Consider the following 21,773-nt stretch of genomic DNA (forward strand, 5'->3'; position numbering starts at 1 on the left):
ATTCATCGGTAATAGCTACTGTTTAATGGCCTCAATTTTAATCTCCAAGTTGAGGTTTTTAGTGATTCCAAACCATGCATATTTATCGATATTCCATTTGGTTCGGTCAACGGTAGCCGTAAAATTACCATTGCAAACATCTTTTTTGAGTGCGGGATGCAAATGACAGTCAAACTTAGTCGCTGTCAAGCTTATAGGATGGGTTTCGCCATGCAGGGTTAAATCACCATCCACTTTTAGAATCTTAGGGAACGATTTATTCTGATTAAAGTACCATTTGGTAGAGTCAAAACGCGCCAACGGAAAGCGCTTAACATCAAAAAAATTAGGACCTGTCAAAGTATGGTTGAATGCCTTATTGCCCGTATTCAAAGAGCTAATAGGAATAACTAATGAGATATCACCTGTCTGTGAGCTTGGATTATATTGCAAATTACCTTTGACATCATAAAAGCCGCCAGTAGTGGTCGAGGTTTTGAAGCGTTCGATAGCGAAGCTTACATTTGTACTGGCGGGATTGATGACATAGCTAGCGGCATAACTGCCCGTTATGTTACTTATTATTAGTAGTGGCAGTGCTAAAAAGGCAAAAAGATATGATTTTTTTTGACCGCTGTCTGAAGCGCCCATAGCCACATTCCTTCGTAAGCATTGTAAGCCTTATTGATACTACTGACTTTTTTATTGATGGACGCAATCCATGCTTGTACTTAATAAAAATTTAGCCATTTTAAGACTGCTAAATAGATAACTCTGTTAGGTGATAACACGCCCTAATGACTTATACCCTATTTATCAAAGATTTAGGAGTATTATTTTAGCGAAGGTGGCAATATTTGCTTAGGCTAAATTTTCGCTATATATCTATTATCATAAATAGCGCGCCGTTAAGAAAACGTTAAGATGCTAAAACGTCAAGACGGTAACTTGGTTTAGGAAGGATAATTACATTAGCAATTTAAGGCAGGTAGTTGCGCGTTTTTACTGTCGTACTCTCTCAACGTGTTGAATCTCTGACGATACCAGTGCGGTTCGTTTTGATACGCGCAACGTTGTTGATGATTTGCTTGTCTTCTCGCACTTTAGTGACAATACAGTCCAAATAGACAATGAGATAGATGCTATTGAGAAGCTGATTTTGCCAAGCGAGGATGCCATCGATGAAAAGGTCATTGTTTGGTCACCGAGCAAATAGTCAGCGATTTTGAAACGAAAACTATAGTCAAGGAATGTTAGAATCGCTACAAGGTGACCGACCGCAGATAGTATACTGAGTACATCTAGGACGGGTAACACCGTAGCGGTTTAAAAGTGCTCTGACTATACCTGCATGCAGATTCATATCTGGTTCATTAATAAAGAGCTAGCTATCGCTACTGGAGCGATAAAGAGAAAGTGACAAGACCATATTATTAAAGAGCTTGAGCTAAAATTTAGACACAAAAAAACCTCAAGTAAACTAATACTTGAGGCGAAACTTGCTTAAACTCGAAAGTTTAAATTCGTTTTAAATATGGCGCAGCGGACGGGACTCGAACCCGCGACCTCCGGCGTGACAGGCCGGCATTCTAACCAACTGAACTACCGCTGCTTAGGTCTCTTTAGCACTTTACCTTTATGAAGAGGCCCACTTCGCTAAATAAGTGGTGGGTGATGACGGATTCGAACCGCCGACATTCTGCGTGTAAGGCAGACGCTCTACCAACTGAGCTAATCACCCATCGAACAATTGCTATGCAATTTATTCAACATCAACCGAGCTCTTTAGTTTGTCACTAAGCTCTGCTGCTGTGGGTGTGTATTATATAGATTTACATGTGCGTGTCAAACAGTATTTACCACTTTTCTCAATATTTTATTCACTATTATGACAAGCATATGTTTTTGTTGATTTTATATTTTTATAAATGTTCAATATTTTCAGACTTGATACTTATTTATTAGCTAGTGCTTGCTCGATATCGCTTTTTATCGCGTCAGGCTTGGTCGTTGGTGCATAACGATCAATCACTTGACCCTTACTATCGATTAAAAATTTGGTGAAATTCCATTTAATACCATCGGTAAGCAATCCGCCCTTTTGCTCTTTGAGCCATGCATAAATGGGATGAGCCTCTGCTCCGTTGACATCAATTTTTGCCATCATCGGAAAGCTGACGCCATAATTCTTTTGACAAAACGCGCCAATTTCGTCATTGCTGCCTGGATCTTGGCTACCGAATTGATTACAAGGAAAGCCAACGACGACCAATCCTTGATCTTTGTATTGCTCATATAGCGCCTCCAGCCCTTCAAATTGGGGCGTAAAGCCACATTTACTCGCGGTATTAACGATTAACAATACCTTGTCTTGATAGTCAGAAAACGCTTGCGGGCTACCATCCATACGCTCAGCCGTAAAATCATAAATAGTACTCATTATTTATCCTTAAATTGAGGTTTTTGTTGTTTTGGGTATTCATTTGACACTTTTACTTTATCAGTCATATAAGCGGCAAATGTTATTGAAAAGGAAGCACTCTGTACTTCCCTTCCACATTACTATTACTGCTACTATCTAAATACTTACTTCTCAGACTTATCTAAATCGATAGATACTGAGTTGATGCAATAGCGCATGCCTGTCGTCTCACTCGGCCCATCAGGGAATACATGACCCAAATGTGCGCTGCAGTTGCTACAAGTTACTTCTGTACGAGTCATACCTAGCGAATTATCGACGTGTTCTTCGATCGCGCTATTATCGATGCCTTGATCAAAACTTGGCCAACCACAGCTTGCATCAAACTTATTGGTTGAATCAAATAAGCTGGCACCGCAGCCTTTACAACGGTAAACACCGTCATCAGTCGCATCATTATAAACACCAGTAAATGGACGCTCTGTGCCTTTCTCACGCAGTACATGATATTCGTCAGCACTCAAACGCTCTTTCCAGTCAGCTTCAGTCAATTGGCTGATTTCTTCTTTACTTAATTGATTGTCTTGCATGATTTGTCCTTATTAGAGTATCTGTTATCTCTGTCACTATTTTATCGCCATATTATTATGAAAACGATGTGCCCTATCTGTTGCTTATCGACTCACTATTCAAGATGAATATTAGAGTCGCAATGCCTGTATTTTGGAATAAGTATGTCGTTAAATAGAATTTTATCTGATTTAAAATATATCAAATTACTTTAAAACTAGAGTGAGTAAAGATGTAATTTTGATAGGTAAACATGTATTTAGTTGACTGTCATCGTCGGGAGCGTCATACATAAAAGGAGAAATGCAAGTAAAACTTGCATTTATAAGTGTAAGTGATTTGAAAACCTCTTGCATTAAGATTAACAATGCAATAATATCTTGCATTGGTGTCTAATTAAAATCCTCAATTCATCTACTTATTAGAAAACTATCAGTTAATAAAGGCCTAAACAACCATGTCGGATGACAACAGCACCCAAGCAGCACGATTGGTACAATTACGCCGTAAGAAAGGGTTCACCGCTGAGCAGCTAGCACAAGCGATGACCGCTGCTGGTGCCAAGGTGAGTCGCGGTGCTATCTCGAACTGGGAGCGTGGTACCAACGGTATCGTCTCATCCAAGCTCCCTACCCTCGCACGTATTTTGGGCTGTAGCGAAGGGTATCTGTTACGTGGTGAGCTTCAAAATGAAAACTCTGATGAGACATCGCCTAACAGTAATAGCCCACCTCAAGATGAAAAAATGCAAGACGCAATAACACCACAGAAAACACAAAGAAATCAGACCAAGACGCCATCAACTGCTTTCATTGATACTAATAAAAACTCACCAAACACCCTGACAAATGGTCATGCTATGAATCCGATAAAAAAATCCGATAAATTACAAAACGTTTGCTATGACATTCGTGGTCCCTTATTACAGACTGCCAATAAAATGGAAGCAGAAGGCAAACGTATATTGAAGTTGAATGTGGGCAATCCAGCGCCGTTTGGCCTAGAAGCCCCTCATGAGATTTTACGCGACGTCGCGATGAATTTATCTGAAGCCACGGGGTATTCGGACTCGCAAGGGATTTTTTCGGCACGCAAGGCCATTTTGCAGTATTACCAATCTAAAGGTCTGCTCTCGGCAGTTGATGTCCGTGACGTATATCTGGGCAATGGGGTCTCTGAGCTGATTGTCATGACCATGCAGGCGTTGATGAACGATGGCGATGAAGTGCTCATTCCTATGCCAGACTATCCACTTTGGACGGCAGCAGCTAACCTCGCTGGTGGCACTGCTGTACACTATCGCTGCAATGAAGAAGACAACTGGCACCCTGATATCGAGGACATCAAATCTAAAATCACCAGCAAAACCAAAGGCATTGTGGTTATTAACCCCAATAATCCGACAGGCTCGCTTTATAGTGATGAACTACTGAAGCAAATCATTGAAGTCGCTAAGGAGCATGACCTAATCATCATGGCCGATGAGATTTACGATCGCATTCTCTATGATGATAATGTGCATACCCCGATGAGCACTTTAACTGACGAGGTGCTGGTACTCTCTTACAATGGCTTATCGAAGTCGCATCGTATTGCAGGGTTTCGCTCAGGTTGGATGATGGTATCTGGTCGCAAGCAACATGCAGCGGACTTTATCGAAGGCTTGGATATGCTCGCATCCATGCGCCTTTGCTCTAACGTCCAAGGACAGTATGCGATTCAGACAGCCATGGGCGGTCACCAAAGTATGAAAGACTTAACCTCTAAGACCGGTCGTCTATATAAGCAGCGCGACATGGCCGTCTTACGTCTTAATGCGATTAAAGGTATTTCTTGTACCATGCCCCAAGGCGCGTTTTATTGTTTTCCAAAGATGGATCCTGAAGTTTACCCTATCGAAGATGATATGGATTTTATGATGGACTTACTCGTTGAAGAAAACGTATTGATGGTTCAAGGCACAGGATTCAACTGGGACAAACCAGATCATTTTCGCTTGGTGTTCTTGCCAAACTTGCTTGATTTAGAAAATGCGATGGATCGCTTGGACCGCTTTTTTGCCAAAAAACGCCAGCAGTTTGGCACTGAATAAATCTGCATTCAACATAAAAAAATGCTTATCAGCATCACGCTGATAAGCATTTTTTGGTTCTAATTCAAGCCTTATTAATGGGCTCTATAGCATTACTCTTAAAAGATATTTATCAATATGAGATAACTAATAGCAGACATTGAAGCTGCAGCCGGAAGGGTAATCACCCATGCCAAACCAATTGGTTTCATAAGCTTCCAGTTAGTGTCTCTATTGACGATACCAATGCCAAGTACTGCACCGACCAAGGTATGTGTACTGGAGACTGGCAGACCCATCGTCGATGCGCCCATCACAACGGCAGCAGCAGCCAATTCAGCTGAAAATCCAGAAGCTGGATGCATCTTCGCTAGATTGGTACCGACGGTCTGAATCACTTCTTTACCAATAAACCAAAGACCAACGATAAGAGCAACACCAAAGGTCAGCATCACAGCAGGGGGTACAGCCGCTTCGGTAGAGATGCTATTGGTACGGATGACATCCATAATCGCCGCAAAAGGACCAACTGCATTGGCAATATCGTTTGAACCATGGCTAAAGGCAAATGCAGAGGCAGTAAATACCTGCATCCAGCTGAACATAATAAATGTGGCTTTGGTCAGATCTTCTTTATGCTTACCACGGATACTCTTGGTATAAATATAGGTCGCAAGCCATACTAGCGCTGAGATCATCCCCATGATCAAAAAGCCTTGCAGCGTCGTCATACCATTATTGACGTTCTTTAGACCTTTAAAGACAACCAGAGAGGCCATGACTGCACCGCCCATAGCCGCAATTATAGGTACCCATTGCTTCAATGCCTTTAGGGTATCGAGGTTACTGCGCTCGTTTTCAATCTCGTAAAGCTGTTTGTAATAATCGGTCTCTAAATCTTCAACGACGCAATCATCATCTTTGTAAATTTCTTGGTCACGTAACATCGCTGAGGTATAAGCCAGCTGTTCTGATTCTGTTAGACCGTCCAAAAATTCTTTGTGGTTTTGTTTTAAGGTTTTTTTATCAGCTTTTAACTCGCCAATATGCGCCTCTGTTTTATCATTATACTCGATGATATTTTTCTTAATTTGTCCATATAATAAATAAGACAAAACACCGCCTAGTAGCGGTGATAGCACCCAGGAGATGGCGATAGTACCAATCTTGCCCCAATTCACGGTTGATAATGCCATTTCGGTACCACCTAACGTGATACCTAATACGATGGAGCTACCAACCACGCCGCCAATAATCGCATGTGTGGTCGAAACAGGTAAGCCTTTTTTGGTGGCAAATAACAGCCAAAAGGCAGCAGCAATGAGTGCTGAAAGCATGACATAAATAAACTGGTTGGGTTCGACTGCGAGGCCATCTAGATCGACAATGCCGCTTCGGATAGTATCGGTTACTTCACCACCTGCCAGCACAGCGCCTGACACTTCAAATATCGCTGCGATACCCAATGCTTGCGGGATAGTTAACGTCCCTGCACCTACTGAAGTACCAAAGGAGTTGGCGACATCGTTACCACCGATATTGAATGCCATAAAGACACCAAAAGCGGTCGCCACAATAAATAGCGTCGTTTGCTGACGCATCGTGTAATCTAGACCCCACCACAAAAAGTAGCTGGTCATCGCAACCAATAAAATGGCAAAAAATAGATTTATTCTCATGGAGCCAACTGATTTAGCTGACTCTGTAGAACTGTTGCTAATACCCATACGTTGATGCGTCCTGCGTAAGCTGATTGGAATTATATGCGATTAGTAATATTGCGCAGCTATACAGGCAGGTTTTAATATCCCGCACTAAAATAGCATTATATAAAGGCGCAACGTGCTCTCTAAACAATGAACTCTTTACGTTTGTTTTGCTGCCGTATCTTAGAATCGATTGTTGCTGTTTGACGTTTGATTCAAATTATCAATACATTATCAAAAACCCATCACTCCACATGTCACAAAGCCGCAAGTGGTATTGCTAAATCATCTGATTACAGCATCTTGCGGCTTATATTTGTGGCGATGTTACTGTTTTTACCGATATCTGATACGGCAACAATATCTTTTAAATATCTATACAAATCATACAATACACACTTATTGGGGCAATATATGACATAACAAAGACAATTATGCCCCTATTATATTAAATATAATCACATAATGCATAATGATATTGCAAGATTTGTAACTGTGACTGTGTACTTTCAATGTCACTCTTTATCAGTGACAGATGAGATCTAGTATGTTTCACTAAACTTCACTTGGAAAAGACGGCTAACAATATAAACCGCCATTAACCCTCAATTTTAATAAAGAGCTACTGGCTTTTAGATGCTACTGACAACTGTTTGATAGCATGGTCTAAAACATCCAAACGCGCCTGACGCTTCTCATTGGTGGCTATGACACACCATGGTGCGTATTCAGTATCAGTACGTGCCAGCATATCAGCGGCGGATTGTACATAATCTGACCATTTATCACGGTTACGCCAATCGTCATCAGTGAGCTTAAACTGCTTGTGAGGTGTTTCTTCTCGCGCTTCAAAGCGCTTAAGCTGTTCTTTCTTATCAATCGCCAGCCAGTATTTAATAACCAACGTCCCTGCTGCGCTCAAATCCGCCTCGAAGCGGTTGATTTCATCATAAGCACGTTGCCATGCAGCATCAGTCGCAAACTGCTCAATACGCTCAACCAACACGCGCCCATACCAAGTACGATCAAAGATGGCAATACGGCTAATACGATTTGTTTGCTCGTCAGGCAGCCTTGTCCAAAAACGCCAGAGATAAGGATGCTGCGACTCGTATAGCATCGGCGCACCAATATTATAAATTTGGTATTCACGCGGATCGAGCGCTGCCACCAGTCTTTTGATAGCCCCGCCTTTGCCAGCAGCGTCCATTCCTTCAAAAGCAAAAACAATATGACGACCTTTGCGCGCACGTAGCAATTCGGCAAGACGAGCTTGTCTTTCTGCCAATGCCTCTTGATAGTCAGATTTACTGACGTCTGAGTCGTCGATATCGGTTAATAACTTGGGTATTTTTACAGGTTCAAACGGTTCCTGATCAACTTTTGACGCAGGTTTTTGCGTCTTGGACTCAGACTGATTTTTTGTTGTTCCGTTACTGTCTGTTCGACTACTTACAAGTGCCGTTTGCATCGCATGCAATACTTCATGGCAAAAATGATCGGCAGCTTGTGATTTATCCTCACCATCGATGATGATCCAGTCGTCCTGTTGCCGTAACAATGTCACGGCTACTTCGTTAAACTGCGCGACAATCTCTGCACTATTCCAATCAATTTGATACAAAAACTGCGGATCGGCTTCATCGTCATTTAATCGCTCTTGCAACGTTTCGATATCAACATGAAACCAGCATTTTAGTAGTCTGGTTTGATTGGCAACGAGGTCTTGCTCAAATGCTTGCAGTTTAATAAGTTGCTGCTGTAGATACGCTTGCCATTTCGCAATCGGTAGCACTTTATCGTTATCGGATTTTTTGTCTTGTGATTGACTATCTTTTGACGACTTATCATCGTTTTTGTTGTCTGCTGCCATACGCATGACGTTGTAAAGCAAATCAGCATACCAGTTGCCAAAATAAACCATCACGTCACCATGACGTGGCAGCGCTTTAGTGTGTGCTTGCCACATCGGCTGATACGCTAAGGGACTATAACCAATAGTTGCCTCCACCTTAAGCAGCCGAGGATCTACCCACTGGCGCAACTGTTTGACAGCAGTCCCCTTGCCCGCCTGCTCCATACCATTAACCAGTACCAACAGCCCAGTTGGCTGATTGGCAGGTGGCGGCGTTTGTTGCCGTGTCGCGCGCAGAGCATATTGGGCAGTAACCAGTGCCAATCTAAGGTCATCTTTATCCATCGAAAACTGACTCAGTGGATTGGGCGTTAAGCGCTCCTCGATCACTTGCTCACTAAATTGCGCACTGACCGCTTGTGGTGCTGTAAGTTCAGTCGTATTATTATTTTTGCTCATAACTGGTATCGTCCTATGATTGAAAGCGTGTCAGCTTAATCATAGCATTCGACCAATTCAGTAAATAACGCTGCTGTGTAACAGTTTGACATTTGTATTCTGCTTTATTTTCTTTTAAGGTGAACACAATCTTTAAAGCATGTTTTAAAAGAGTCTTAAAATTATAATAAGCACCAAAAACGGCATAACTTTGACCATTTTATTCTCAACTTAATCATGATCTTTATTTTTATATAGGATTTTACGCCATGTCTGCTTTAACCGACTTACAACAGCACCTAACAAATTTTTGGGCGCTGCCACATCATCAAGATGCCGAATTGAATACCAAACTCAACGAAGTGCAAGCATGGCAACAAGCGCGACTCCAACGTACGCATAGTGAGCTGTTTGAACAGCCAAAAAATCAGCTGATGGCAGACTATTTTCTGACACAGTTATATGGTGGCGATGAGTTCAAGTTATTGGCCGAACAGTTAGAACGCATTTTGCCAAAAGCAAAAAAGCTTGAGCGTCTTGCTAAAGAGTCCGCTTTAGAAGCTGGCAGCATGGGCATTCAAGCAGCCATTTTAGCGATTGAGCTAGACTTGCATTTGGCCCAATGGCTACTTGCCCAAGACTTACCAGTCACCGAAGACAATATGCTAGCCGCCTATCGTACTGTCGATGAAGAGGATGAACGCCGTGTCCAGATTGGTACTCTTAAAGACGTTTGCTACCGCACTGACAAACATCTGAACTCATTTATGCTCAAAAAAGCGTTTGCCCTAGCAAAAGGCACCGCCTATCGCTATAACTTTCAACCACTGTACGACTTCATCGATACTGGTTTTAAGGCCATGAAACCCCTCAAAAGTGTGAGCAATTTTATCGAGCCGTTTTGTGAACGTGAGCTTGAGATTATTGACGAAGTTCATGACACGGATAATGGCAGTAAGCCCTTGTCATTTGATGTATCATAGGATTGATGAGAGACTGAGTTAACTGGCCAAAACTCGTTAACGAACACAATATATACTCAAAAAATATCTCAAATAAATAATCATAAAAGTGAACAATAGGATAATGCAATGACCGATATTACCAATAATAACACTGCTCACTCTGACCAAAAGCCAGCGCTCAACACCACGACTAATGGTCATTTACAAGATAAATTGGTCAGAGACAGTATCACTCACAGTCAAAATATCACTGCACAAGTAAAAGCGCGTCAAAGTCCTGTGCCTAATGCGATGACTGATACTGGTAGTGATGCTAACGTCAAAAAAAGTAATGATTTTACGCAAGTCCAAGACTTGCCAACTGGAACGCCACAAGGCCAACAAACCACTATGTCAAACAACCCTACAAACAATAGCGCCGCTGCACAAGAGCAGACCGCCAAGCAAACGCTTTTTAACCAGCGTGATGACATTAATAACCCGCACACACTCGACACTGACGGTAATGAGCAAACGCATTTCGGTTATAAAACAGTCAATAAAGCAGAAAAACAAGCACGTGTTGCCGACGTTTTTACCTCAGTCGCCAAAAAATACGACATTATGAATGACTTGATGTCCTTTGGTATTCATCGCTTATGGAAGCGTTATGCGATTAGCTTATCAGGCGTACGTGCGGGTCAGCATGTGCTTGATATCGCTGGCGGTACGGGTGACTTGGCCAAAGTCTTTAGCCGTGAAGTCGGTCGCAACGGTAAAGTCGTGTTATCTGATATCAATGCGGCAATGTTAGAAGTTGGTCGTGAGCGCTTGATTAATGCTGGCTGCAATAATGTCGATTTTGTACTTGCCAATGCGGAAACATTAGCACCATTTGATGATAATAGCTTTGATTTGCTTACCATTAGCTTTGGTCTGCGTAATGTGACTGACAAAGATGCTGCTCTAAAATCTATGTATCGCGTGCTGAAACCAGGTGGTCGCTTATTGATTTTGGAATTCTCAAAACCCGTGTTTGAGCCATTATCCAAAGCATATGATTTATATTCATTTACCGCCTTACCTATTATGGGTAAGCTGATTGCTAATGATGCTGAAAGTTACCAATATTTGGCTGAATCGATTCGTATGCATCCTGATCAGCAAACGCTGAAGCAGATGATGCAACAAGCGGGCTTTGAAAATTGTGATTATCACAACCTTACCGCTGGTATCGTCGCCGTGCATCGTGGCTTTAAAGCATAATGATAAAAGAAAAATACTAACACCCAATAGTCGTAACCATTGACCCTGACAAACCATGCGCTTTTCTAAAGGCGCTCAATTAAATATGCGAGAGCCTTATGCTGACTGTGTTACTTTTGGCTGGTGCCGAAAAGCTGATTAACCTTGCCATTGCTAGCGATGAAATCACCAAATCAGGTCTAGCACCATTGGCTGGCAAAGTGTTACGGCTGAATATGAAGTCGCCTGAGATTGATTTGGATGTGTTATTCACCCATGAACGTTTGCGTTTTGAGCCCGTCACGACTGACAGTGTGTTTGAGCCAAGTGGCCGCATGAGTGAACGCCAAAAAGCGAGTATGGAGCGCGCACGTATCGGTCACAGTCGACCCGATTGTGTCATTACCGTAGACAACCCAGCCCAGCTGCTCAATCTAATGCGAGGCACTGAAGGTAACTTGCCTATCGCTGGTGATTATAAAGTGCTGATGCAACTGAAACAGTTGGTGGCAGGTTTTGACCCAGATGTCGCTGGCCAGTTAGAACCCTTCATCGGAAAACCGATGGCGAGTCAGTTGCATCTGCTCATATCACAGCTGAAAGGCAGTTGGCGTCATAGTGCCAAACGTGCTTTTAATGATGTCAGCGACTGGGCCAATGATGTGGCGGGCAACAGTGTCCCTGACCCCGTTGAGCTGGAAGAAGTAAATGATCTTAAGCAACAACTGCTAAAGCTGCGTGCAGATGTCGAACGTGAAGAGGCCAAACTTGCTGCTATCAAAGAGGAGCAGGCACGTTTTATCAATAACTCGTTCCATCAATAACCCGTTTAATTAATAATAAGCAAACATTATTAGTTAAACGGGTTATTGATCACATTATCTATAGATAAGCACAGCGCCTACCTTATTTTTGACTTTCTCTAGAGTACCTATACCTCATGCTATTATCCCATCGCGCCCGTTTACTTGAGCTTTGGCGTATCGCCGCAATATATCGCATTGATACGCATTTTTCTATTGAAGAGGCGCCACAGCTGCAACCTTTAGCACGTTTAATTCGCTTGCATCCAGCCGCTTGGGGTAAAAAACATCAGCCAAACGCGATTAAATACGCGCTTGAGGATATGGGTACGCTGTTTTTAAAGTTAGGCCAACTACTGTCAACACGTCGTGATTTGGTACCGCCTAAGATTATTGCTCAACTGGTTCAGCTACAAGACAAGGTTAAACCATTTAACTCTGATGTGGCCATTACCCAAATCCAAGACCCTAGGCATGGTCTTGGGCAGTCTATTGGCACATTGTTCGCACGCTTTGATGTCAAACCGCTAGCGGCTGCTTCTATTGCCCAAGTACACACTGCCGCCCTCCATGATGGTCGTGAAGTCGTCATAAAGGTGGTTCGTCCCGATATCCGCACCACGATTATTTCTGACTTTGAGCTACTACGTGAATTGGCAAGCTGGGCATCCGCTCGTATTGAAGCGGCGCGTGCCGTACATATCATCGATATTGTTGAGGATTATCGTCAAGTCATGCTTAACGAGCTAGACTTGACGTTAGAGGCAGATAATACCACCCAAATGCGCAATAACTTCTTGGGTTCAGCATTAATGTATGTGCCTGAAGTCTATGATGCTGCCAAAAATGTGATGGTGATGGAGCGTATTCAAGGCGTCCCTATCTCGCAAGTTGAGATGTTCGATCAGCTTGGCTATGACCGTGCGGCGCTGGCAAAAAAAGGTCTAACGATATTTTTCACCCAAGTCTTTCGTGATAATTTCTTTCATGCTGATATGCATCCAGGCAATGTATTCGTAGAGACCCCGCCTGTGCAAACACTACATGCAGGTATGGCAGCGGTCGACTTGGGTCATGAGCCACGTTATATCGGACTTGATTGCGCCATCATGGGCACCTTATCAAAAGACGATCAGCTCATTGTCGCGAGGATGTTATTGGCAGTTATGAATAACAACTTTACTGCAATGGTTGATATCGTCAGCCGAGCTGGTTGGATACCACCAAATGCAGACAAGCATGCGTTGATGCGTGATATGAAACGTACCGTCGGCCCTATGCTACAAAAATCCATTAATGACATCGACTTTGCTGGCGTATTGATGCAGATTTTGGATATCGCACGTCGCCATCATATGAGTATCCCGCCACAGCTGATGCTATTGCTAAAAACATTAGTACACGTTGAAGGCCTCGGTCGCGACTTGTATCCTGACCTTGATATTTGGTCACTTGCCAAGCCCATTCTAAGCAGCTGGATCAAAGAACAGCTAGATCCGATGCGTAATCTACAGCAACTACGCCAGCAATTACCTGAGATGTTGTTGTCTACAACTGATATTCCAAAATTACTAGATCAAGGCTTACAAAGTCTTGCCTCACAAGGCTCACGTCAAGACAGCCAACTACGTGAAATACAGCAAATTCGCGCGGACATGCTTAACGATCGCCGCCGTGATTGGCTAGCACTTGCAGGCTTTGCTATTTTCATTGCCATCGCAACGCAAGTCGTCGGTTGGCTATCACCTATATTTTATATACTGGCTGTCTTGGTAGTTGTTTGGCGAATTTTAGCTTAGAGACCAACTTTATCTTTTATTTACTTAGTTCAGAAAAAGCCTCGTAACTCGATACTCAAACAAAAAAATGCGCCTGCTTTTAATGAGAAGTAGGCGCATTTTTTATGCTAAATACTGATTGCTATAACATCTGGTCAATCGCCATTTGAGTCAATACACGACCACGTGCGGTACGCAACACATAGCCTTGTTGAATCAAATAAGGCTCAATCACGTCCTCAAGTGTACCGCGATCCTCTGCCATAGCAGCTGCTACCGCCTCAACCCCTGCAGGCCCCCCATCAAAACGCTCATGCAATATTTCGATATACCGTCTGTCTAAATGATCGAGACCACGTCTGTCAACGGCTAGCATATCTAGCGCACTACCCGCAATCGCACCATTGATACTGCCATCTCCCCTGACCTCCGCATAATCGCGCACACGGCGTAGTAACCGATTGGCAATCCTTGGTGTGCCTCGGGCACGGCGCGCAATCTCCACCGCACCATCCTCACTCATAGGCACACGCATCAAGCGGGCGGCACGGCTAACAATCGTGGTCAGATCGGCGATATTATAAAACTCTAGCCGCTGTACAATGCCAAAGCGATCACGTAATGGTGAGGTCAATAATCCTGCTCTGGTGGTTGCCGCGACCAAGGTAAACGGTGGTAAATCAAGCTTGATAGAACGTGCAGCTGGCCCTTCACCGATCATAATATCTAGCTGAAAATCTTCCATAGCGGGGTAAAGTATTTCTTCAATGACCGAACTCAAACGGTGAATCTCATCAATAAATAGTACGTCACCCTCCTCCAAATTGGTCAGCATGGCCGCCAAATCACCTGGACGCTCGAGGACAGGCCCTGAGGTCGAGCGTAAGTTACCGCCCATTTCACGAGCAATGATATTGGCAAGCGTTGTTTTACCCAACCCTGGTGGACCAAAAATGAGCGTATGATCCAATGGCTCGCCACGACCGCGTGCCGCGCCAATAAATACTTCCATCTGCTCACGCACCACCGGCTGACCGATATATTCAGCCAACAGTGCTGGTCGAATATTGGAATCAGGCGCATCCCCTGCGCCTTCTAGCGGATTAATCAAACGATCTTGCATCATAGTTTTTATCATTATATTAAAAAATTAGGTAATAAATAGCATAACCAAATGCCATCTATAAGTCATGCAAAACATCAACAGTTATATACCAAAACGAAAATAAGCGACAATGAATGTCGCTTATTTGTTTGATACTGACTGATGTAACCATTAATAGCAGTAGGAGTAAAAACTACTTAAACGTTGACAGCTGCTGTAATGTGGCTTTTAACAATCCTTGCGTATCTGCAAAAATGTCACCGTTACTTTTGGCAGCTTTGATGGCTTGCTGAGCTTCTTTTTCTTTATAACCCAAACTAATCAGAGCGCCTTCTACTTCGGCGATGATATTGTCTTCGGCAGAAATCTCAGCTGGCTGCATAGCAAACTCTAAATTACTATTATCCACTTCGATATTTTTTAGCTTATCTTTTAGCTCAATTAATAACCGTTGCGCAGTCTTTTTACCAATACCTGGGATACGAGTTAATGCGGTTTCAGAGTCTTGCTCGACGTGCATTTTTAGCTCAGCCGCTGACATTGCAGACAGCATCGCTAGTGCCATTTTTGCACCAACACCGTTGATTTTAATCAACTGACGAAAGACATCACGCTCTTTACGGTCAATAAAACCATAGAGCAACTGCGCATCTTCACGCACATGGAAATGCGTCCAAATGCTTGCCTGCTCATTGAGATGTAGCTGACAAAATGAAGGCAATGGCAGCTCAATATCATAACCCACACCAGAGGTCGTCATGATACAGGCGGTTGGTGCCATTAAGTATTGCACTTGTCCGGTAATCAATCCAATCATCACTTACTACCTCTTATATGGGCTATTATATAAACAACATCAGCTGCCACTTTGTTGTCCGCGACTCTTTTCACCAGACAAATCTTACTGGTAAAAACTCACCATACCTTCGAGGCTGGTTGGACGAATTTTATGCGCTTGACCTGCAGAGCCAAAAGCTTCAAAACGATTGATGCAGATGTCTGACATTGCGACCATAGACGCTTTAAAGTATTTACGTGGATCAAATTCGCTCGGGTTTTCTGCAAGAAATTTACGGATAGCACCTGTTGAGGCCAAGCGTAAATCGGTATCGATATTGACTTTACGTACTCCGTGCTTGATCGCTTCGACGATCTGCTCAACTGGCACGCCATAAGTTTCGCCGATATCACCACCATTTTCATTGATGATTTTTAGCCACTCTTGTGGCACTGACGAAGAACCATGCATCACCAAATGCGTGTTAGGAATACGAGCATGAATCTCTTTTACGCGCTCAATAGATAAGATGTCACCTGTAGGTGGACGCGTGAATTTATACGCACCGTGGCTAGTACCGATAGCAATGGCTAGCGCGTCGACATTGGTGTCTTTTACAAATTGTTCGGCTTCGTCAGCACTGGTCAATAGTTGCTCATGATCCAATACGCCTTCAGCGCCAGAGCCATCTTCTTCGCCTGCCATACCAGTCTCAAGACTACCTAAACAACCGATTTCGCCTTCTACAGAAACACCGCAAGCATGTGCCATTTTGACCACTTCGCGAGTGACACTGGCATTGTAATCGTAGTCCATTGGCGTTTTGCCATCTTCGCCAAGCGAGCCGTCCATCATCACTGATGAAAAACCAAGCTGAATTGAACGTTGGCAAATCGCTGGTGACATACCATGATCTTGATGCATTACTACAGGAATATGTGGCCACTCTTCGATAGCAGCAATGATTAAGTGACGCAAAAACGCTGACCCTGCATAATTACGTGCGCCTGCGCTGGCTTGTACGATGACAGGTGAGTCACAAGCATCCGCAGCCATCATGATTGCACGCATTTGCTCTAAATTATTGACGTTATAAGCAGGAACACCATAGCTGTGTTCAGCGGCATGATCTAGAAGTTGACGTAAGGATATTAGGGCCATAAGACGCTCTCTGATTAGATTTTGAATAGTATTTAAAAAAGCTTCATAACGATCATCCCAATGTGCAGAAGACCATATTAACGGTATAGAAAGTAATATAAAGCCTAAAACATTTTGGGTGTGAATGCTACGCGGTGATTATAGCAAAAATTGTTCCGTCTTCGTAGCAGTTGCCCGACTATTTGTCAGTCTACACGTCTCTTCACGTGAGTTTGATTATTATCAACTATAACACTGACACACAACGCAAAAAGCCTTGGTAATCACCAAGGCTTTTCTAGTATTTTGAGGGCTTATAAAGCAACTATCAATTAAGGCAACTATCAATGCTCGCTACTCATTCAGTGCCTCGTCCTATCAATCGATAGCACGTCACCAAATCAATAACTGACTTGCTCAGTACGATTATTAGTACTGTTGCTCTGCTTCTACTGCGTTTTCACTGGCTTTATCTTCAACAGCAGATGCGCCATCGGCAACCACTTCAGCAGTATTGGCAACGGCTTCATTTGCGCCGACCACAACCGCTTCACCCGTGTTTTCTAGTGCATTTGTAGCGGCAACACCAGCAGTGTCAGCGCCTTCAGCAACTTCGGTACCAGCGTTTTGTGCGGCAACTTCAGCTTCAGCAGCAGCAGCTTCTGTTTCAGCAGCAGCAGCGTCAGCGTTAGCAGCAGTGTCTTCAGCAGCAGAATCAGCAGCAGCTTCAGTTTTATCTTGTGTTTCTTGGCTACATGCAGTGATTGCAAAAGTACCAGCAAGTACGCTAGCAAGTAACAAATGACGTTTTAACATAATAAACCTCTCGTAAATAAAGCATGTCAAAATACATGGTTGCGCTATTCTATAGGCAGTAAATAAGACATGCAATAATAATTTTCAGTATAAAAACAAATAATTACTACTTGATAATAATTGATGACCAATTGCACTCATAGCTGTCAAATTAATAAAGTAAGAGAGCCAGTCACCATATTATTTTTATAGCCTACCTTAGATGATTGCGATACGTTGTACGCCTAATGTTACTGAACTGCTGAAAGTTGGTTAAATTATCGCGCTTCTATTTGCAGTGCGGCAACAGCTGGCAGCACTTTGCCTTCTACAAACTCTAAAAATGCACCGCCACCTGTTGACATGTAGCTCACGCCATCTGCAACTTGATATTTATCGATCGCTGCTAAAGTATCGCCACCACCAGCAATCGAAAAACCTTGACTGTTTTTGACCGCATTTGCCACGATTTGAGTGCCTTGACCGAAAGCATCCACTTCAAAAACACCCACTGGCCCATTCCACAAAATAGTCTTTGCATTGGTAATAGCATCAGCCAGTTGCTTGGCGCTTTCTGGAGCGATGTCCAATATCATGTCATTATCACCAATCGCATCAACCGACTTCGTAGTCGCAGTGGCTTTTTGTAAGGAGCCTGTAAAGTCAGCGAAATCGATCTCATTTTTATCGGCAACCACCACATACTCAGGCAGTAAAATCTCAGTTTTAGTCATAATCTCACGAGCGGTCTCAACCAAGTCCGCTTCATATAGCGAAGCGCCGACACTGTGACCTTGCGCGGCTAGGAAGGTATTCGCGATACCGCCACCAACGATTATTTGCGTGCATACTTCTGCCAAGCTGTGCAAAACTTGCAATTTTGTAGAGACTTTTGAGCCACCAACAATAGCGAGCATGGGCTGCGCTGGGGTTTCAAGCGCTAGGCTCAAGGCATCAAGCTCAGCGGCTAATAGCGGCCCTGCGCACACTGTTTTATCTGCTTGACGCATGGCCTGAGTGACACCCTCAGTTGAGGCTTGCGCACGGTGAGCAGTGCCAAAAGCATCCATCACAAACACATCACATAGCGATGCATATTTCTGTGCTAAGTCTGCATTATTTTTCTTCTCACCCATATTAAAGCGCACGTTTTCTAGTAGTACCACTTCACCTGCTTTAATTGCAACGCCTTCAGTCAGATAGTCATTGTTTAAACTAACTGGCGCTGCCAATTTGTCGCTTAAATAGTCAGCGACAGGTGCTAGAGAGTATATGGTTTCAGGGTTACCTTCAGTTGGACGTCCCAAGTGTGAACACACAATAACGGCAGCGCCTTTCTCTAGTGCCATTTTGATGGTAGGCAAACTGGCCTGCAGGCGCGCATCACTCGTGACCTTACCGTCTCTAATAGGTACGTTCAAGTCTTCTCGAATCAATACCACTTTGTCCGTTAAGCTTAGCTCACTCATACGCAAAAAATTCATTACCTGCTCCTATGCATCATCTATTGTTAATCTATGGTGTGGCTTTTTACTAAATATCACTGAATGACAGTTATCAAACTATTTAACCGATTATTCTTACTAATGGTCTCATGAGACTGATCTAGCAAGAATCTGAGGCGGTGTATTCTAGCAGTTTTCTAACAAGCGCTCATAAAGAACCTATGATTAAATTTTACTAAGCAGGTTAAAAATAAGACAAACTTATTTAATTTTTATATAAATCAGTAACATTTCGTGGTGGTACTCAGCAGTCAGGCTGTTTATGATGGCATTGATGTTTATCGTAAATATGAGCTTTACGATACAGCGCCTATTAATGATAATAATTAAGTTCAACAATAAAAATAACCCATTAGGAGAATACCATGAGTATCGATCTAGCCACTGCCAAACAGACTTTATTGAAGCTGAAAGACGAGTATGAAACTCGAATCGATAAAATCGAAGATCATATCCAAAATCCACAAGATGACCTCAATGAGCATTGGGAAGATCAAGCCATCTCTTATCGTCAAAACGATATGCGTAAAAATCTCATGGGTGAAGCACGACAAAGCCTAATCTATGTCGAAAATGCCTTGAGCCGTATCGAAAATGGGACTTATGGTGAATGTGAGGTATGTGGCAAACTGATTGAAGAAAAACGCTTGGAAGCACTGCCCTATGCCACCTTATGTATGGAACATGCAGAATAACGATTCATTTATACAATGCACTTATATTTTGAAACATCGATTTCAAATTTAGAAATCAGTTATAAAGCAGGCGTCTGCCACGTACTAAGCGCCTGCTGCCATTGCTCACAACGCTCGGCTATTTGGTGTTCTGGCAAATCCATAATATCCCCCACTACTGCCACATAAGCAATCGGCAAACCTGCCAGCTCAATAACGTTTTCTGCCGTTAGACCGCCTATCACACATAACTCAATACCTTGCTGACACCCATCGACAAGCTCTCGACGCGAGATGACATCCGCATTAGGCTTAGTTGTAGACGAAAATACTGCGCCCATCGCGGCATAACTGGCGCCATCATCCTGCGCTTCTTTCACCAGCGCCACATCACCATGACAAGTGCGACCAATAATCTGATTCGATAATAGACATTGCTTGGCCTCTCTGATATCGCCATCTTCTTGCCCCAAATGAACCCCAACACCAAGCTTTGCTGCCAGTTGAATATCATCATTGATGACGACTGGGACATTGTGCATTTTAGCTAACTCGGTAATTTGTCGCGCCTCGTCAAAGAGCTTTGAGGCACCATTTGGAAGGCTAAGAATACGCTTACGGCGGATTTGCAATAAGGCAATACACCCTGTGGCAAACGCTGTCTCTAATTTGCGGTATAGCAGCGCGAATTCATCATCATTGGTCAGCAAATATAACTTTGGGGCTAGTGTAGTAGTCGATGCTTGAGTCATATGGTTTTTCCTAGGGCGTGTTCTCAGTTTAAAAATGGAGACAAAAATTCAACACAATAAAAAAGCCGTTATATCACATAACAGCTTTTTTATACCTACTAAACCCATCCGCTTACACTGTACGGCGAGTTGCCAAACTGTTTAAAATGTTTTTAGCATCACCCCAACGCGTGGCTGAGCTGTTCGCCCCTAAGATGACAATAATCGCAGGACGGTTATTCACACGTGTTTCCATTACCACACAACGACCTGCTTCATTAATAAAACCGGTTTTTGAGATGCCGATTGGATAATCACCTGAACGTACTAGACTACTGGTGTTGTTGGCTTTATAGGTACGGTTACCAGCTGAATAATTGGCCACGTAAAAGTCATAGCTCTTAGTCGTGGAGAAACGACGAATCACATCGTAGTTACCAGCAGCACGAACCATTTTTACCAAGTCATTTGATGAAGCAACGTTACGTTTATCGAGACCCGTTGGATCACCGAAATAAGCTGTCGTCATACCAAGCTCTTGTGACTTACGGTTCATCGCTCGTATAAAGGCATCATAGCCACCTGGATAGTTACGCGCTAGGCTTTTGGCAGCAGGGTTTTCAGATTTCATTAATGCCATTAACAGCATTTCAGCACGGTTCAGACGATCGCCTGATTTTAACCGCGAACTTGCACGCTTAGGACCAACGAAATCTTCAGGATCGAGGGTGATCTCTTCTCTCATATCGAGACCTGCATCCAACACCACCATTGCCGTCATTACCTTAGTAATACTGGCCATAGGACGGGCGACATCAGCGTTTTTCTCATAAATAGATTCACCAGTTTCGGCATCGATCACCGCCACACTACGAGAGTCGGTGCTGATCGGAATCATACTACTGCTGCCAAAGCTCCCACGATAAGTAGTGTTATAGCTGTTGGTGTTATTGAAGCTGTTATTACTACTACCAAAACTACTGGTGTTGCTGTTAGTAATATTGGTAGTGCCATACCCATTATCGACTTTTTTGATGGCCGAGCCATTAGACTTGTACATGATATTGCGCGCTTCGGACAAGCTATCAGCACCGCCCCAACTCATACGAGCACTCGATCCAGCATCAGCGCTACCATTAATTGTAAGTGCAGCTTGTGCAATACTGCCTAAACTCAATGAAATCATGGCAGCAACTAACTGCTGTTTGGTTAATGGTAAGTGCTTCATTCTTCC

Annotated in this window: 18 protein-coding genes, 2 tRNA genes and 1 pseudogene; 6 read left to right on the forward strand and 15 right to left on the reverse strand. The window is 43.3% G+C overall.

What is annotated here, in order from left to right:
• Window positions 1-15: 15 nt before the first annotated feature.
• From IOD06_RS06995 to msrB, 6 genes and pseudogenes are all read right to left on the reverse strand, one after another.
• The gene (locus IOD06_RS06995) at window positions 16-630 is read right to left on the reverse strand and encodes a YceI family protein (protein ID WP_194620164.1); all 615 of its coding nucleotides are present in this window, start codon (window positions 628-630) and stop codon (window positions 16-18) included.
• Window positions 631-1,072: 442 nt separating this feature from the next.
• A pseudogene (locus tag IOD06_RS13730) lies at window positions 1,073-1,211 on the reverse strand (IS256 family transposase); the annotation flags it as partial.
• A 303-nt stretch (window positions 1,212-1,514) separates the two neighbouring features.
• Window positions 1,515-1,591, reverse strand: a tRNA-Asp gene (locus tag IOD06_RS07000).
• 53 nt (window positions 1,592-1,644) lie between these two features.
• Window positions 1,645-1,720: transfer RNA gene (locus tag IOD06_RS07005), tRNA-Val, on the reverse strand.
• A gap of 213 nt (window positions 1,721-1,933) precedes the next feature.
• Window positions 1,934-2,419 carry a glutathione peroxidase gene (locus IOD06_RS07010; RefSeq protein ID WP_010199315.1) on the reverse strand — a complete coding sequence of 162 codons (486 nt, stop codon included), beginning with the start codon at window positions 2,417-2,419 and terminating at the stop codon, window positions 1,934-1,936.
• 146 nt (window positions 2,420-2,565) lie between these two features.
• The gene (gene msrB, locus IOD06_RS07015) at window positions 2,566-2,991 is read right to left on the reverse strand and encodes a peptide-methionine (R)-S-oxide reductase MsrB (protein WP_194620166.1); all 426 of its coding nucleotides are present in this window, start codon (window positions 2,989-2,991) and stop codon (window positions 2,566-2,568) included.
• Window positions 2,992-3,428: 437 nt separating this feature from the next.
• Here msrB and IOD06_RS07020 point away from each other — a divergent pair, with 437 nt between their 5' ends.
• Window positions 3,429-5,063 (forward strand): aminotransferase class I/II-fold pyridoxal phosphate-dependent enzyme, encoded by a 1,635-nt coding sequence (locus tag IOD06_RS07020; protein WP_194620168.1) that lies wholly within the window; start codon window positions 3,429-3,431, stop codon window positions 5,061-5,063.
• A 98-nt stretch (window positions 5,064-5,161) separates the two neighbouring features.
• Here IOD06_RS07020 and IOD06_RS07025 read toward each other — a convergent pair whose 3' ends face one another.
• Together IOD06_RS07025 and IOD06_RS07030 are read right to left on the reverse strand one after the other, a co-directional pair.
• A complete protein-coding gene (locus tag IOD06_RS07025; RefSeq protein WP_194620170.1) occupies window positions 5,162-6,769 on the reverse strand; it encodes an inorganic phosphate transporter in 1,608 nt (535 codons plus the stop codon).
• Between the two features lie 601 nt (window positions 6,770-7,370).
• Window positions 7,371-9,062: an ATPase gene (locus IOD06_RS07030; RefSeq protein WP_194620172.1), complete on the reverse strand. Its 1,692-nt coding sequence runs from the start codon at window positions 9,060-9,062 to the stop codon at window positions 7,371-7,373.
• A 248-nt stretch (window positions 9,063-9,310) separates the two neighbouring features.
• Between IOD06_RS07030 and IOD06_RS07035 the strand changes: the two genes are divergently transcribed.
• The 4 genes from IOD06_RS07035 (at window position 9,311) to IOD06_RS07050 (ending at window position 13,832) form a co-directional block, all read left to right on the forward strand.
• The gene (locus IOD06_RS07035; RefSeq protein WP_194620174.1) at window positions 9,311-10,024 is read left to right on the forward strand and encodes a hypothetical protein; all 714 of its coding nucleotides are present in this window, start codon (window positions 9,311-9,313) and stop codon (window positions 10,022-10,024) included.
• Window positions 10,025-10,132: 108 nt separating this feature from the next.
• Window positions 10,133-11,251: a bifunctional demethylmenaquinone methyltransferase/2-methoxy-6-polyprenyl-1,4-benzoquinol methylase UbiE gene (gene ubiE, locus IOD06_RS07040; protein WP_194620176.1), complete on the forward strand. Its 1,119-nt coding sequence runs from the start codon at window positions 10,133-10,135 to the stop codon at window positions 11,249-11,251.
• Between the two features lie 98 nt (window positions 11,252-11,349).
• Complete coding sequence (locus tag IOD06_RS07045; RefSeq protein ID WP_194620178.1) at window positions 11,350-12,054, forward strand: SCP2 domain-containing protein; 705 nt, start codon at window positions 11,350-11,352, stop codon at window positions 12,052-12,054.
• 116 nt (window positions 12,055-12,170) lie between these two features.
• Complete coding sequence (locus IOD06_RS07050; RefSeq protein WP_194620180.1) at window positions 12,171-13,832, forward strand: AarF/ABC1/UbiB kinase family protein; 1,662 nt, start codon at window positions 12,171-12,173, stop codon at window positions 13,830-13,832.
• A 121-nt stretch (window positions 13,833-13,953) separates the two neighbouring features.
• On the opposite strand, the gene ruvB is transcribed toward IOD06_RS07050, so the two are convergent.
• The 5 genes from ruvB to IOD06_RS07075 all read right to left on the reverse strand — a co-directional run bounded on the left by ruvB (window position 13,954) and on the right by IOD06_RS07075 (window position 19,113).
• Window positions 13,954-14,934: a Holliday junction branch migration DNA helicase RuvB gene (ruvB, locus tag IOD06_RS07055; protein ID WP_026037210.1), complete on the reverse strand. Its 981-nt coding sequence runs from the start codon at window positions 14,932-14,934 to the stop codon at window positions 13,954-13,956.
• Window positions 14,935-15,109: 175 nt separating this feature from the next.
• On the reverse strand, window positions 15,110-15,733 hold the full coding sequence (gene ruvA, locus IOD06_RS07060) for a Holliday junction branch migration protein RuvA (RefSeq protein ID WP_010199297.1): 624 nt from the start codon (window positions 15,731-15,733) through the stop codon (window positions 15,110-15,112).
• Between the two features lie 84 nt (window positions 15,734-15,817).
• Window positions 15,818-16,855 (reverse strand): class II fructose-bisphosphate aldolase, encoded by a 1,038-nt coding sequence (gene fba / locus IOD06_RS07065; RefSeq protein ID WP_194620182.1) that lies wholly within the window; start codon window positions 16,853-16,855, stop codon window positions 15,818-15,820.
• A 408-nt stretch (window positions 16,856-17,263) separates the two neighbouring features.
• A complete protein-coding gene (locus tag IOD06_RS07070; protein WP_189584269.1) occupies window positions 17,264-17,650 on the reverse strand; it encodes a hypothetical protein in 387 nt (128 codons plus the stop codon).
• 257 nt (window positions 17,651-17,907) lie between these two features.
• On the reverse strand, window positions 17,908-19,113 hold the full coding sequence (locus IOD06_RS07075; protein WP_194620184.1) for a phosphoglycerate kinase: 1,206 nt from the start codon (window positions 19,111-19,113) through the stop codon (window positions 17,908-17,910).
• Window positions 19,114-19,499: 386 nt separating this feature from the next.
• On the opposite strand from IOD06_RS07075, the gene IOD06_RS07080 reads away from it, so the two are divergent.
• Window positions 19,500-19,829 (forward strand): TraR/DksA C4-type zinc finger protein, encoded by a 330-nt coding sequence (locus IOD06_RS07080; RefSeq protein ID WP_194620186.1) that lies wholly within the window; start codon window positions 19,500-19,502, stop codon window positions 19,827-19,829.
• A 59-nt stretch (window positions 19,830-19,888) separates the two neighbouring features.
• Here IOD06_RS07080 and IOD06_RS07085 read toward each other — a convergent pair whose 3' ends face one another.
• Together IOD06_RS07085 and IOD06_RS07090 are read right to left on the reverse strand one after the other, a co-directional pair.
• Window positions 19,889-20,560, reverse strand: a complete 672-nt coding sequence (locus IOD06_RS07085; RefSeq protein ID WP_194620188.1) for a thiamine phosphate synthase — start codon at window positions 20,558-20,560, stop codon at window positions 19,889-19,891.
• A 112-nt stretch (window positions 20,561-20,672) separates the two neighbouring features.
• Complete coding sequence (locus IOD06_RS07090; protein WP_010199283.1) at window positions 20,673-21,767, reverse strand: serine hydrolase; 1,095 nt, start codon at window positions 21,765-21,767, stop codon at window positions 20,673-20,675.
• Window positions 21,768-21,773: the final 6 nt, after the last annotated feature.

Origin of the sequence: Psychrobacter sp. N25K4-3-2, from assembly GCF_015351755.1 — a bacterium.
In the GTDB taxonomy this organism is placed as follows: Bacteria; Pseudomonadota; Gammaproteobacteria; order Pseudomonadales; family Moraxellaceae; genus Psychrobacter; species Psychrobacter glaciei.

Bases quoted from the DNA above. Each gene is read 5' to 3' on its own strand.
- ruvA (WP_010199297.1), bottom strand. From the start codon at position 15,733: ATGATTGGATTGATTACCGGACAAGTGCAATACTTAATGGCACCAACC.
- IOD06_RS07020 (WP_194620168.1), top strand. From the start codon at position 3,429: ATGTCGGATGACAACAGCACCCAAGCAGCACGATTGGTACAATTACGC.
- msrB (WP_194620166.1), bottom strand. From the start codon at position 2,991: ATGCAAGACAATCAATTAAGTAAAGAAGAAATCAGCCAATTGACTGAA.
- IOD06_RS06995 (WP_194620164.1), bottom strand. From the start codon at position 630: ATGGGCGCTTCAGACAGCGGTCAAAAAAAATCATATCTTTTTGCCTTT.
- IOD06_RS07070 (WP_189584269.1), bottom strand. From the start codon at position 17,650: ATGTTAAAACGTCATTTGTTACTTGCTAGCGTACTTGCTGGTACTTTT.
- IOD06_RS07075 (WP_194620184.1), bottom strand. From the start codon at position 19,113: ATGAATTTTTTGCGTATGAGTGAGCTAAGCTTAACGGACAAAGTGGTA.
- IOD06_RS07025 (WP_194620170.1), bottom strand. From the start codon at position 6,769: ATGGGTATTAGCAACAGTTCTACAGAGTCAGCTAAATCAGTTGGCTCC.
- IOD06_RS07050 (WP_194620180.1), top strand. From the start codon at position 12,171: ATGCTATTATCCCATCGCGCCCGTTTACTTGAGCTTTGGCGTATCGCC.
- IOD06_RS07085 (WP_194620188.1), bottom strand. From the start codon at position 20,560: ATGACTCAAGCATCGACTACTACACTAGCCCCAAAGTTATATTTGCTG.
- fba (WP_194620182.1), bottom strand. From the start codon at position 16,855: ATGGCCCTAATATCCTTACGTCAACTTCTAGATCATGCCGCTGAACAC.
- IOD06_RS07035 (WP_194620174.1), top strand. From the start codon at position 9,311: ATGTCTGCTTTAACCGACTTACAACAGCACCTAACAAATTTTTGGGCG.
- ruvB (WP_026037210.1), bottom strand. From the start codon at position 14,934: ATGCAAGATCGTTTGATTAATCCGCTAGAAGGCGCAGGGGATGCGCCT.
- IOD06_RS07080 (WP_194620186.1), top strand. From the start codon at position 19,500: ATGAGTATCGATCTAGCCACTGCCAAACAGACTTTATTGAAGCTGAAA.
- IOD06_RS07030 (WP_194620172.1), bottom strand. From the start codon at position 9,062: ATGAGCAAAAATAATAATACGACTGAACTTACAGCACCACAAGCGGTC.
- IOD06_RS07045 (WP_194620178.1), top strand. From the start codon at position 11,350: ATGCTGACTGTGTTACTTTTGGCTGGTGCCGAAAAGCTGATTAACCTT.
- IOD06_RS07090 (WP_010199283.1), bottom strand. From the start codon at position 21,767: ATGAAGCACTTACCATTAACCAAACAGCAGTTAGTTGCTGCCATGATT.
- ubiE (WP_194620176.1), top strand. From the start codon at position 10,133: ATGACCGATATTACCAATAATAACACTGCTCACTCTGACCAAAAGCCA.
- IOD06_RS07010 (WP_010199315.1), bottom strand. From the start codon at position 2,419: ATGAGTACTATTTATGATTTTACGGCTGAGCGTATGGATGGTAGCCCG.